Source organism: Sphingomonadaceae bacterium OTU29LAMAA1 (genome assembly GCA_024072375.1).
Taxonomy (GTDB): Bacteria; Pseudomonadota; Alphaproteobacteria; order Sphingomonadales; family Sphingomonadaceae; genus Sphingomonas.
The window spans coordinates 3,691,798-3,703,490 of record CP099617.1; the positions used below are offsets into that span (position 1 = coordinate 3,691,798).

Annotated in this window: 11 protein-coding genes; 5 read left to right on the top strand and 6 right to left on the bottom strand. The window is 66.8% G+C overall.

Translation table 11 applies throughout. From position 1 onward, the window contains the following. Window positions 1-37: 37 nt before the first annotated feature. Both NF699_17680 and NF699_17685 read left to right on the top strand, forming a co-directional pair. Window positions 38-1,699: an amidohydrolase family protein gene (locus NF699_17680; GenBank protein USU04837.1), complete on the top strand. Its 1,662-nt coding sequence runs from the start codon at window positions 38-40 to the stop codon at window positions 1,697-1,699. Between the two features lie 35 nt (window positions 1,700-1,734). Beyond that, the gene (locus NF699_17685; protein ID USU07145.1) at window positions 1,735-2,631 is read left to right on the top strand and encodes a glutaminase; all 897 of its coding nucleotides are present in this window, start codon (window positions 1,735-1,737) and stop codon (window positions 2,629-2,631) included. 79 nt (window positions 2,632-2,710) lie between these two features. Here NF699_17685 and NF699_17690 read toward each other — a convergent pair whose 3' ends face one another. The 6 genes from NF699_17690 to NF699_17715 form a co-directional block, all read right to left on the bottom strand. Continuing rightward, entirely contained in the window at window positions 2,711-3,406 is a 696-nt protein-coding gene (locus NF699_17690) for a response regulator transcription factor (protein ID USU04838.1), read from the bottom strand. 144 nt (window positions 3,407-3,550) lie between these two features. Further along, on the bottom strand, window positions 3,551-4,636 hold the full coding sequence (locus NF699_17695; GenBank protein USU04839.1) for an AI-2E family transporter: 1,086 nt from the start codon (window positions 4,634-4,636) through the stop codon (window positions 3,551-3,553). 112 nt (window positions 4,637-4,748) lie between these two features. Continuing rightward, window positions 4,749-5,555 carry a helix-turn-helix domain-containing protein gene (locus NF699_17700; GenBank protein USU04840.1) on the bottom strand — a complete coding sequence of 269 codons (807 nt, stop codon included), beginning with the start codon at window positions 5,553-5,555 and terminating at the stop codon, window positions 4,749-4,751. Between the two features lie 93 nt (window positions 5,556-5,648). Continuing rightward, on the bottom strand, window positions 5,649-6,257 hold the full coding sequence (locus tag NF699_17705; GenBank protein ID USU04841.1) for an LUD domain-containing protein: 609 nt from the start codon (window positions 6,255-6,257) through the stop codon (window positions 5,649-5,651). Then, the gene (locus tag NF699_17710; GenBank protein ID USU04842.1) at window positions 6,254-7,651 is read right to left on the bottom strand and encodes a lactate utilization protein; all 1,398 of its coding nucleotides are present in this window, start codon (window positions 7,649-7,651) and stop codon (window positions 6,254-6,256) included. Before NF699_17710 ends, NF699_17705 begins: the two co-directional genes overlap by 4 nt. Then, complete coding sequence (locus NF699_17715) at window positions 7,648-8,406, bottom strand: (Fe-S)-binding protein (protein USU04843.1); 759 nt, start codon at window positions 8,404-8,406, stop codon at window positions 7,648-7,650. Before NF699_17715 ends, NF699_17710 begins: the two co-directional genes overlap by 4 nt. Window positions 8,407-8,868: 462 nt before the next feature. Here NF699_17715 and rhmD point away from each other — a divergent pair, with 462 nt between their 5' ends. The 3 genes from rhmD to NF699_17730 are packed head-to-tail and all read left to right on the top strand — an operon-like array spanning window position 8,869 to window position 11,676. Beyond that, window positions 8,869-10,053 carry an L-rhamnonate dehydratase gene (gene rhmD / locus NF699_17720; GenBank protein USU07146.1) on the top strand — a complete coding sequence of 395 codons (1,185 nt, stop codon included), beginning with the start codon at window positions 8,869-8,871 and terminating at the stop codon, window positions 10,051-10,053. 22 nt (window positions 10,054-10,075) lie between these two features. Continuing rightward, window positions 10,076-10,933 carry a fumarylacetoacetate hydrolase family protein gene (locus NF699_17725; protein USU04844.1) on the top strand — a complete coding sequence of 286 codons (858 nt, stop codon included), beginning with the start codon at window positions 10,076-10,078 and terminating at the stop codon, window positions 10,931-10,933. Further along, complete coding sequence (locus NF699_17730; protein USU04845.1) at window positions 10,930-11,676, top strand: SDR family oxidoreductase; 747 nt, start codon at window positions 10,930-10,932, stop codon at window positions 11,674-11,676. Before NF699_17725 ends, NF699_17730 begins: the two co-directional genes overlap by 4 nt. Window positions 11,677-11,693: the final 17 nt, after the last annotated feature.

Below are 11,693 nucleotides of genomic sequence, written 5' to 3' on the forward strand. Positions count from 1 at the left end.
CTGGTGCGACGGGGGAACACCGCTTATGCGGGCAAGCATGGCAAGACTGGCTTTCAAGACGACCGCGGTCGCACTGGCGATCACCATCTTTTCGGGTGCGGCGCAGGCCGATGGTATCGTCGATAACGTCAACGGCATCACGCTGGACAAGGACGGCAAGGTCGTCCGGTTCCAGGCGCTGCTGGTGACGTCCGATGGCAAGGTCGGCAAGCTGCTGTCCGCCAAGGACAAGCGGCCGGAAAAGCTGGAATGGCGGGTCGACTTCAAAGGCAAGACGCTGCTGCCCGGGATGATCGACGCACATGGCCATGTGATGGACCTGGGCTTCCGCGCGCTGGAACTCGATCTGTCCGATACCAAAAGCCTTGCGGAGGCGCAGGCGAAGATCGCCGCGCATGCGCGGGCCAACGGCGACAAGGCGTGGATCATCGGTGGTGGCTGGAATCAGGAAGCATGGGGACTGGGCCGGTTTCCCACCGCCGCCGACCTGGACGCCGCAGTCGGCGATCGCCCGGTCTGGCTGTCGCGGGCCGACGGCCATGCCAGCTGGGGCAACAGCGCGGCGCTGAAGGCGGCGGGGATCACCGCCAAGAGCGTCTCGCCCCCCGGAGGCCGCATCGAAAAGACCGCCGCGGGTCAACCGTCCGGCGTCTTCGTCGATTCCGCGCAAGGTCTGGTCGCGAAGGTGGTGCCGCAGCCGCTGGGCAAGGATCGCAACGCCGCCTTCCTGAAGGCGCAGTCGATCCTGTTGAGCTATGGCGTCACCGCCGCCGCCGACATGGGTACGACGATGGACGACTGGCTGACCTATCGGCGGATCGGCGACCTCGGCGGATTGCGCGTGCGGATCATGAGCTATGGCGCGGGCGTCGATACGACGGTGCAGATCGGCGCCACGGGGCCGTCACCGTGGCTGTATGGCGACAAACTGAAGCTGGTCGGCGTCAAGCTGTACGCCGACGGCGCGCTGGGATCGCGGGGCGCATGGCTGAAGGCACCATACGCCGACGCCGCGGGGCAGTCGGGCGCCAGTTTCATGAGCGATACGGTGATGCGCAACCTGATGAGCCGTGCGGCGATGGACGGTTATCAGGTGGCGGTTCACGCGATCGGCGACCGGGCCAATGCCGAGGCGCTGGATGCGATCGACGAGATGGCGCAGACCTATAAGGGCGACCGGCGCTGGCGGATCGAACATGCGCAGATCGTCGATCCGGTCGATCTGCCGCGCTTCGGCAAATACGGCACGATCGCATCGATGCAGCCGACGCACCAGACCGGCGACCGGACGATGGCGGAGGCGCGATTGGGAGCGCAGCGGCTGACCGGCGCCTATGCCTGGGCATCGATGCTAAAGAACGGCGCCAAGCTGGCGTTCGGATCCGATTTCCCGGTGGAGAAGCCCGATCCCTGGGCCGGCTGGGCAGCGGCGTTCACGCGGCAGGATGCGGACGGGCAGCCGTTCGGCGGCTGGCGTCCGGAGGAAGCGGTGACGCGCGAACAGGCATGGTGGGCGTTCACCGGCGGCGCGGCCTATGCGGGGTTCGCCGAAGATCGCATCGGACGGCTCGCGCCCGGACTGCGCGCCGATTTCATCATCGTCGATCGCGACCCGCTGCTCGCATCCCCCACCGATCTGCGCGCCACCAGGGTGCAGGAGACGTGGGTCGGAGGCGAGAAGGTGTGGGAGCGGAAATAGACCTTCCCACGATCGTCGCCGATATCGCCGCGGAGATGGCGGCGGCGCCCGATCGGGGCAAGCCGGCGGATTACATCCCGCCGTTGGCCGCGGTCGATCCGGCGAAATTCGGCATGGCGGTGATCGAGGCGGACGGCACCTGCCATCTGGCCGGGGATGCCGACGAGGCGTTCTCGATCCAGTCGATCAGCAAGGTGTTCGCGTTGACCCTGGCGCTGGGCCATGTCGGCGACCAGTTGTGGGCCCGCGTCGGCAGGGAGCCTTCCGGCAGCGCGTTCAATTCGATCGTCCAGCTCGAATTCGAGCATGGCATCCCGCGCAATCCGTTCATCAATGCAGGCGCGATCGTCGTTGCCGACGTGCTGCTCGGCCGGCACCAGCCGCGCGAGGCGATCGGCGAGATCCTGCGCTTCGTGCGGATGCTGACCGACGACGAGGATATCGTGATCGATCGCGCGGTGGCGGAGGCGGAACTGGCGACGGGCCACCGCAACATGGCGCTGGCGAGCTACATGCGGTCGTTCGGCAACATCGATCATGATGTCGAGCGGACGCTGGGTGTGTATTTCCATCAATGCGCGCTGGCGATGAGCTGTCGCCAACTGGCGCTGGCCGGGCGTTATCTGATGGCGGACGGGATACTGCCGACGACGCAGCGGCGGGTCGTGTCAGCACAGCGGGCGCGGCGGATCAATGCGCTGATGCTGACCTGCGGCCATTACGACGGATCGGGCGAGTTCGCGTTTCGCGTCGGCCTGCCGGGGAAGTCCGGGGTGGGCGGCGGCATTCTGGCGGTGGTGCCGGGGCGGGCGAGCATCGCGGTCTGGTCGCCGGGGCTGAACGCGCGCGGCAATTCGCAATTGGGCACGCTGGCGCTGGAGCGGCTGGTGCAGCGGACCGGCTGGTCGGTGTTCGAGCCGGCGCGGGTTTAGCCGCCCGAATCAAAAGGCCGCGGCACCCCCCGATGCCGCGGCCTTCACTCCCGATGACCGGGGAGGAAACGGGTGGCGATCAGGCGACCGCGGTGACCTCTTCGGGTTCGCGCAGGACGTAGCCGCGGCCCCAGACGGTCTCGATGTAATTGTCGCCTTCGCAGGCGAGGCTGAGCTTCTTGCGCAGCTTGCAGATGAAGACGTCGATGATCTTGAGTTCGGGTTCGTCCATGCCGCCGTAGAGGTGGTTGAGGAACATTTCCTTGGTCAGCGTCGTGCCCTTGCGGAGCGAGAGCAGCTCCAGCATCGCATATTCCTTGCCGGTCAGATGCACGCGGCTGCCGTCGACCTCGACCGTCTTGGCGTCGAGGTTCACCGCGAGCTTGCCGGTGCGGATGACCGACTGGCTGTGCCCCTTCGACCGGCGGACGACGGCGTGGATGCGGGCGATCAGCTCTTCGCGGTGGAACGGCTTGGTGACGTAGTCGTCGGCGCCGAAGCCGAAGCTGCGGACCTTGCTGTCCATTTCGTTGATGCCCGACAGGATCAGCACCGGCGTCGACACGCGGGCGACACGCAGCTTCTTGAGCACGTCGTAGCCGTGCATGTCCGGCAGGTTGAGGTCGAGCAGGATGATGTCGTAATCGTACAGCTTACCTAGATCGAGGCCTTCTTCGCCCAGATCCGTCGTGTAGCAATTGAAGCCTTCGGTCCCGAGCATCAGCTCGATCGCCTTGGCCGTGGTCGGCTCGTCCTCGATCAACAACACCCGCATCGCGACGTCCCCTGTTGGCGAGACCGTCAGCACCCCTGCTTCGGCCGGCCCAGATTCATTAACCAAAGAACATCTGAAGGCAAAAGGTTAATTTGGATTTAATCGAGGTAAACCCGCGAGTCGCAATGCCTGTTTACCGGCGAATCACCTGTCGGGATCCTGCGGGGTCAGATCGGGGCCGAGCAACGTCTGGTGGCGGCTGCGGGGAATATCCTCGCCCAGCACCTCGCGGAGGTACAGGCTGCGGACGAGGGTGAAGATCACCACCAGCAGCGCCGCGGAGAAGAACAGGCCGAAGATGCCGAAGATCACGCCGATGCCGATGATCGCGAACACGGTGATCGCGGGCGGGATCGAGACGACGCGGGCCTGCACGTAGGGGGTGATGAAGTTGGTCTGGATCAGGCGGACGAGCGCATAGGTGGTGAGCGTGCCGATGAGCGGGCCGGTCCCCTGCGTCGCGGCGAGGCCGAGCGCGGGGATCATCGCCGCGGTCGGGCCGATGTACGGGATGAACTCCGACAGACCAGCCAGCAGGCCGAGCGCGGCGGCGGAGGGCACGCCCGAAATCCACAGGCCGATGCCGATCAGGACGCCCATGCTGGTCATCAGGATGAGCGACGATCGCAGCCACAGCCTCAGCGTCGACCCGACGTCGAACAGCGCATCCTCGATCGCGGGACGCTTGGTCGGCGGGATCAGGAACAGGAAGCCGCGCTGGTAGATGCCGGGATCGGCGGCGAAGAAGGCGGCGCCGACGAGCAGCAGGATGCAGTTGAGCAGCAATTCGCCGGCACCGGTGACGAGGCCGCCGACATCCTGCGCGACCTTCGATCCGGCATAGGCCTGTTGCACCGCGTCGACGATCTTCGCGCCGACCGGACTCTGCGACGCCCAGGCGGCGAGCTGGTCGAGCAGCGCCGGCAGTTGGGTGACGAGGACGTTGACCTGTTCGCGGAACTGCACGCCGAACAGCCAGACGAGGAAGGCGACGATGCCGAACGCGGTCGCCATCCCGCAGCCGAGGGATGCCCTCTCCGGCACGCGCAGGTGATCGCGATACAGGTCGGCCAGCGCATGGATCGCGATCGCGCCGAGCATCGAGCCAAAGGCGAGGATGAGAAGGTCGCCGGCCTTGAGCAGGGCGGCGGCGACGGCACCGATGACGAGGATGTAGAGGATGCGGCGGATGAATCGCGCATCGTCCGCATCGGGGGAAAGGCGGTTCATGGCGTGGTCGCGTAAACGGTTCGTGCTCCGGCGCAGGCAGGAGCCCAGGGTCGCCAGCGCTCGGCTGCTTGGCTCTGGGTTCCTGCGTTCGCAGGAACACGGGGGGCTATGGTCAACCCGTGGCGCCTTCGCGGCCGAGTGCGGTGCCGATCTCGGTGGCGGCGGTGCGGAGGAGGGGGACGAGTTCCTGCATCTTCGCCGCATCGAGATAGGGCGCGGCGGCGGCGACGTTGATCGCCGCGACGATGGTGCCGGCGGCGTCGCGCACGGGAGCGGCGACCGAGTGGATGTGGTCGGGGCCGGGGCCGCATTGCAGCACGACGCCGAGTTTCGCTGCGCCCTGCATCTCCGCCAGCCAGTCGCCGCGTCGATGGGGTTCGTCGACCTGACCGAACAGGCGACGCCACGCTCCTTCGCTATCGTCCAGCAGCAGCGCCTTGCCGAGCCCGGTTTCGCCAAGGCGGCGGCGGGTGCCGGGCTGGGTGGTAACGGCGACGCGCTCGCGACCGGGGACGCGGAGCATATGGACGGATTCGTCGCCTTCGCGGCGGCCCATGAAGGCGCTCATCCCGCTTTCCTGCGCCAGCCATTCCAGTTGGGGGCGCGCAAGAGCGACGAGGTCGGTCTGGTCCTGCACCAGATGGCGCAATCGAAGCAGCTGGCGACCGCCGCGAACCTGATTGTTGGGCCCCATCGCAAGGAAGCCGCGCGAGGCGAGCGAGCCGACCAGCCGGTAGGCGATGGCACGCGACAATCCGCTGCGTTCGGCCAGCTGGATTACCGACGCCGGTTCCTGCACGGCGAGTTCGAGCAGGTCGAGCCCGCGATCGAGCGTCTGCGTGCCGGCCTTGGCGGCGCGCCCTTCCTCTGGCGCATCGTCGGCGGCGGCGGTCCGGCGCGCGGTGGCGGTGGTGGTCACTTCACGGTCTCTCCCAGACGGCCGATTCGCGTTGCCCGAATCGCCCGTCGCCGCAACCGTTATCGTACAACGGCGCGAAACGGCAGCGGCGTATCAGCCGATACGGATGACGTGGAGGAATCGGGGACCATGCGCGCCGCGGACGTAGGTGCCCTCGATATCGGTCGTGCCGGAGACGCCGGTGACCCAGTAATGCGCGCGCGGGTGCGAACCGGCGAGGACGGCATCCTCGAGATAAAGGACGACCAGCGGCACGACGACGATGTGGTGGAGCGCGAGGAAGTTGGGCAGCATCGGCGCTTCCGGCGCGGTTTCGAAGACGAGGCTGCCGGTTTCGGCGACGCCGCAACGGGCGATGGCGAGAGCCACCGGTTCGTCGGGGGCGGCGCTGTCGTGGAGGGTGAAGTCGGTCCAGTCGCAGGCGTGCAGGCGCGGGTCGGGGGGCACGCAGAGCGTGCGCTGCAGTCCCTGATCGGCACAATAGCGCGTGATCGCGGCGGGCAGGTCGGCGATGTCGCCGATGCGATCGACCGTCGCGGCGACGCTGGGGAGTGTCAGGCGGGCGAGGAACGTCTCTTCCAGCGCCGCCGGATCGACCGGCGGGCGTTCGGGGGCGATCAGCAGCGCTGCCGCCTCCGCATCGATTGCGGACGGCTTGGCGGTGCCGGTGAGGCGGGAAAGGATCGCGTCGCGAGCGCTCACGAGCGGCGGCCCTTTTTATACTGGGCCATAAAGCTTTCCGCGGCGGGTTTGGGCATGTCGCGGTATTGGGTCCAGCCGCCGGCGAGGGGGATTTTGCTCAGCCAGCCGGTGCGGCCCATCAGGCGCATCGACTTGAGCGCGGCGGCGGTGGCCGCGCGGTAGAGGCGGGGACGGCGGGCGAACCACGCCCAGGTGCCGAGGCCGGAGCGCAAGGATGCCGGTTCCAGCCCTTCCCGCCAGCTCTTCTCGCGCCAGCCGCGCAGCAGGGTGGGGAGGGGGATGCGGACCGGGCATACCTCCTGACATTTGCCATTCAAGGTGCAGGCGTTGGGTAGGTCGCGCGATTGCTTCAGCCCGTCGAAGGCGGGGGTGAGCACCGCGCCCATCGGGCCGGGATAGGTACCGCCATAAGCGTGGCCGCCGATCTGCCGGAACACGACGCAATGGTTCATGCACGCGCCGCAGCGGATGCAGCGGAGCATCTCGGCGAGCCCCTCTTCACGCATCGTCGTGCGGCCGTTGTCGACGAGGACGATGTGCATTTCCTCCGGGCCGTCGCGGTCGGCGGCGCGCTTCGGGCCGGTGTAGAAGGTGGTGTATTGGCTGAGCGGTGCGCCGGTCGCCGAGCGCGACAGCATGCGGAGCATGTGGACGGCGTGGCCGGTCGAGGGGACGATCTTTTCGATCCCGGCGGTGACGATGTGCATCCGCGGCGGGACCAGCGAGAGTTCGGCATTCCCTTCGTTGGTAACGGTGCAGACCGCGCCGGTGTCGGCGACGAGGAAGTTCGCGCCGGAAATGCCGACATCGGCGGCGAGCATGCCTTCGCGCAGGTGGCGGCGGGCGCTTTCCGCCATCGCGGCAATGGTTTCCTCGACGTGCGGGTTGCGGTGGCTGGTCTTGAACAGGGCGGACACCTGTTCGCGAGTCTTGTGCATCGCCGGCCAGATGATGTGCGACGGGCGCTCGCCGGAGAGCTGGATGATGTGTTCGGCGAGGTCGGTTTCGATGCGGCCGATGCCGGCCTCGGCGAGGGCGTGGGGCAGGCCGATCTCTTCGCCGAGCATCGACTTGGAGCGGGCGACGCTCTTTGCATTGGCGGCCTTGCACAGGCCGACGACGATGTCGCAGGCTTCCTGCGCGGTGCGCGCCCAGTGGACGTGCGCGCCGGCGGCGGTGGCGTTCGCCTCGAATTGCTGGAGGTAATGGCCGAGATTGGCGACCACGTGGTCCTTGATCGCGGCGGCGCGGGTGCGCGCGGACTCGAAGTCGGGGAAGGCGTCGACGGCGATGGTGCGCTTGGCTTCGGCGGTGCCGGCGGTGCGTTCGACCGCGAGTTTGAGGTTCTTGTCGGCTAGCGCCTCGGCGACGCGCTGATCGAAGGTGGTGGTCATGCCTCTTCCCCGATCGCGGGGCCGTCGCCCATGCCGGCGATCAGTTCGATGGCGTGGAAGGCGCGGACGGGCGAGCCTTCGCGATGGAGTTTGCCGGCCATGTTCATCAGGCAGCCGAGGTCGCCGGCGAGCAGCAGGTCGGCACCGCTGGCGTCGATCGCGGTCGCCTTCTCTGCGACGATCGCGTTCGAGATGGCGGGATATTTGACGCAGAAGGTGCCGCCGAAGCCGCAGCAGGTTTCCGCGCCGTCGAGCGGTTTCAGCGCGAGGCCGTCGACGGCGGCGAGCAGGCGGCGCGGTTGGCGCTTGATGCCGAGTTCGCGCAGGCCGGAGCAACTGTCGTGATAGGTGGCGGTGGCGGGGAGGGCGACGCCTTCGGGTTTCCAGCCGCGGACCTCGTCGAGATAGGCCATGATCTCGTAGGTCTTCGCGGCGAGCGCGGTCGCGCGGGGACCCCAGGTAGCGTCGTGTTCGAGGATCTCCGGGTAGTGGACGCGGATCGTCGCGGCGCAACTGCCCGAGGGGATGACGACATGGTCGTAACCCTCCAGCGCGGCGATGGCGCGGCGGGCGAGGTCCTCGGCGGTCTTACGGTCGCCGGAGTTGAGCGCGGGCTGGCCGCAGCAGGTTTGCGCTTCGGGGACGATCACTTCGCAGCCGGCGGCTTCGAGCGCTGTGATGGCGGCGAAACCTATCTGTGGGCGGATCAGGTCGACGAGGCAGGTGACGAATAGCGCGACGCGGGGGGTGGTCATGCGTTCAAACCCCTTGTCACCCCGGACTTGTTCCAGGGTCCACTTTGTTTCGGGTGGAAAAGCGGGAGGAGCGAGGGTTTCCGTCGTGGATGGGTGGACCCCGGAACAAGTCCGGGGTGACGGGGGTGGTGAGCCTGGCCGAAGGGTGTGTCGCGGTCGGCGAAGTTGAGACACTCGCGCGATGGCAACGTCGCGTCACACCGTCGTGGCGGAGGCGACATGGCAAGGGCGGCACGGGGCATCGGCGCACCCTGCACATCGGCGGCGGTGTAGGACAGAGCCGTGTTCAAACCCGAAATCCTCACCAGTCCCGAGTCTCCGTTTGACGCGGCTTTTCTCATCACCTAACGAGCTATCCCATAAAGTGAAAAGAGTAACAAGCTCGGGAGGATGCTCATATCGCCGATCGGCGGTGCCTCATCCGAGCCTGTGCTGACGAACGGGAGCCTCACCGTGGGAATCGTGTCTCTACCCAAGATCAAGCATGTCCGCGCCTTTACGGTGCGCGGCGGCGGTGCCGATTATCACGATCAGGGCGAAGGCCATTGGATCGACAACCACATCGCGACGCCGATGTCGCGCTATCCCGAATATCGCCAGTCGCGGCAGAGCTTCGGCATCAACGTGCTGGGTACGCTGGTGGTGGAGATCGAGGCGGAGGACGGCACGATCGGCTTCGCGGTGACCACCGGCGGCGAGCCGGCGTGCTTCATCGTCGAGAAGCATCTGGCGCGGTTCCTGGAGGGGCGTTCGCCGACAGACTATGAGAAGATCTGGGACCAGATGTACTTCTCGACCCAATATTACGGGCGCAAGGGGCTGGTGATCAACGCGATTTCCGGTGTTGATCTTGCGCTGTGGGATCTGCTCGGCAAGCTGCGGCAGGAGCCGGTGTATCATATGCTCGGCGGCGCGGTGCGCGACGAGCTGCAATTCTACGCGACCGGCGCGCGGCCCGACAAGGCGAAGGAATTCGGCTTCATCGGCGGCAAGATGCCGCTGCACCACGGCCCGGCCGAGGGGATCGAGGGCCTCAAGAAGAACATCGCCGAGCTGGCCGACATGCGCGAGCGGTGCGGGCCGGATTTCTGGCTGATGTGGGATTGCTGGATGGCGCTGGACGTGGATTACGCCACCCGCCTCGCCATCGCCGCGCACGAATACGACCTGAAGTGGATCGAGGAGGCGATCAGCCCCGACGATTACTGGGGCTATGCGCAGCTCAAGAAGAACGTGCCGAAGGGCATGCTGGTCACCACCGGCGAGCATGAGGCGACGCGCTGGGGCTTTCGCATGCTGATGGAGATGGACTGCTGCGACATCATCCAGCCGGACGTGGGCTGGTGCGGCGGCGTCACCGAATTGTTGAAGATCAGCGCGCTGGCGGATGCGCACGGCAAGATGGTCGTGCCGCACGGATCGTCGGTCTACAGCTATCACTTCGTCATCACGCGGCACAATTCACCGTTCGCGGAATATCTGATGATGCATCCGGGGCCGACCGAGGTGGTGCCGATGTTCCACCCGCAGCTGATCGGCGAGCCGGTGCCGCAGAACGGAAAGCTGAAGGCGAGTGCGCTCGACGCGCCGGGCTTCGGCGTCGAGCTGAACCGCGAGATCGCGATGCACCGTCCCTACACCCACTGATTCCTGTAGAAAGATCCTCCCCATGAAGCTTTGCCGTTTTGGCCAGCCCGGCCAGGAAAAGCCCGGTGTCGTCGACGACGCCGGCACCATCCGCGACCTGTCGGGCGTGGTGGACGACATCACCGTCGATACGATCGCCACGGTGCAGGGCGTCGACATTGCGTCGCTGCCGGTCGTCGAGGGCAGCCCGCGCTATGGCGTGCCGGTGAAGGGCATCGGCAAGATCGTCGCGATCGGCCTCAACTATCGCGACCATGCGATCGAATCGAACCTGCCGATCCCGACCGAGCCGATGATGTTCATGAAGGCGCTGTCGAGCCTGTCCGGCCCGAACGACGACGTGGTGCTGCCGAAGGACGCGACGCACGGCGACTGGGAGGTCGAGCTGGGCGTGATCATCGGCAAGACCTGCCGCTACGTCAGCGAGGACGAGGCGCTGGACAAGGTCGCCGGATACGTGCTGGCGAACGACGTGTCGGAGCGATTCAACCAGAAGCAGCGCGGCACGCAATGGTCGAAGGGCAAGGGCCACGACACCTTCTGCCCGGTCGGTCCTTGGCTGGTGACGCCCGACGAGGTCGGCGATGCGCAGGAGCTGGACATGCATCTGGACGTCAACGGGACGCGGATGCAGACCGGCAATACGCGCACGATGATCTTCAACCTGAAGCAGCTGATCAGCTACGTCAGCGAATATATCACGTTGCAGCCGGGCGACCTGCTGATCACCGGCACGCCACCGGGCGTGGGCGAGGGCAAGAAGCCGGACGCGATCTACCTGAAGGCGGGCGATGTAATGGAGCTGGGCATCGCCAAGCTCGGCACGCAGCGGCAGCAGGTCGTCGCATGGCGTCACCTGGGCGAGGGCGTGCTGGCATGACCTTCGCGGGACGGTTCGAGGGGCGTCATGCCGTGATCACCGGCGGCGCGTCGGGTCTGGGCAAGGACGTGGCGAAGCGCATCGTCGCCGAGGGCGGCACGGTGGCGCTGTGGGACCTCAACGCCGATGCGCTGGCGATGGCGAAGGACGAGATCGGCGCCCGCCACGTCGTGGCGCTCGACGTGTCCGACGCCGATGCGGTGGCGAAGGCGGCGGAGACGACGCTGGCGGCGCTCGGCAAGATCGACGTGCTGGTGTGTTCGGCCGGGATCACCGGGGCGACGGTGCCGGTGCACGAATTCCCGATCGACAGCTGGTTGCAGGTCGTCGGGGTCAATCTGAACGGGCTGTTCTATTGCAACCGCGCGATCGTGCCGGCGCTGCTGGCGAACGGTTACGGCCGTATCGTCAACGTCGCCTCGGTCGCGGGCAAGGAGGGCAATCCCAACGCCTCCGCTTATTCCGCGACCAAGGCGGGCGTGATCGGCTTCACCAAATCGCTCGGCAAGGAACTGGCGGGCAAGGGCGTGATCGCCAACGCGCTGACCCCGGCGACGTTCGAAAGCCCGATCCTGGAGCAATTGCCGCAGAGCCAAGTCGATTACATGCGGTCGAAGATCCCGATGGGCCGGCTGGGCGAGGTGCATGAATCGACCGCGATGGTGTGCTTCATGGCGAGCGAGGAATGCAGCTTCACGACGGGCTCGGTATTCGACACCTCCGGGGGGCGGACGACGTACTGAGCGTTCGCCGCTGTCCT

Bases quoted from the DNA above. Each gene is read 5' to 3' on its own strand.
- NF699_17680 (USU04837.1), top strand. From the start codon at position 38: ATGGCAAGACTGGCTTTCAAGACGACCGCGGTCGCACTGGCGATCACC.
- NF699_17685 (USU07145.1), top strand. From the start codon at position 1,735: ATGGCGGCGGCGCCCGATCGGGGCAAGCCGGCGGATTACATCCCGCCG.
- NF699_17690 (USU04838.1), bottom strand. From the start codon at position 3,406: ATGCGGGTGTTGTTGATCGAGGACGAGCCGACCACGGCCAAGGCGATC.
- NF699_17695 (USU04839.1), bottom strand. From the start codon at position 4,636: ATGAACCGCCTTTCCCCCGATGCGGACGATGCGCGATTCATCCGCCGC.
- NF699_17710 (USU04842.1), bottom strand. From the start codon at position 7,651: ATGACCACCACCTTCGATCAGCGCGTCGCCGAGGCGCTAGCCGACAAG.
- NF699_17715 (USU04843.1), bottom strand. From the start codon at position 8,406: ATGACCACCCCCCGCGTCGCGCTATTCGTCACCTGCCTCGTCGACCTG.
- NF699_17725 (USU04844.1), top strand. From the start codon at position 10,076: ATGAAGCTTTGCCGTTTTGGCCAGCCCGGCCAGGAAAAGCCCGGTGTC.
- NF699_17730 (USU04845.1), top strand. From the start codon at position 10,930: ATGACCTTCGCGGGACGGTTCGAGGGGCGTCATGCCGTGATCACCGGC.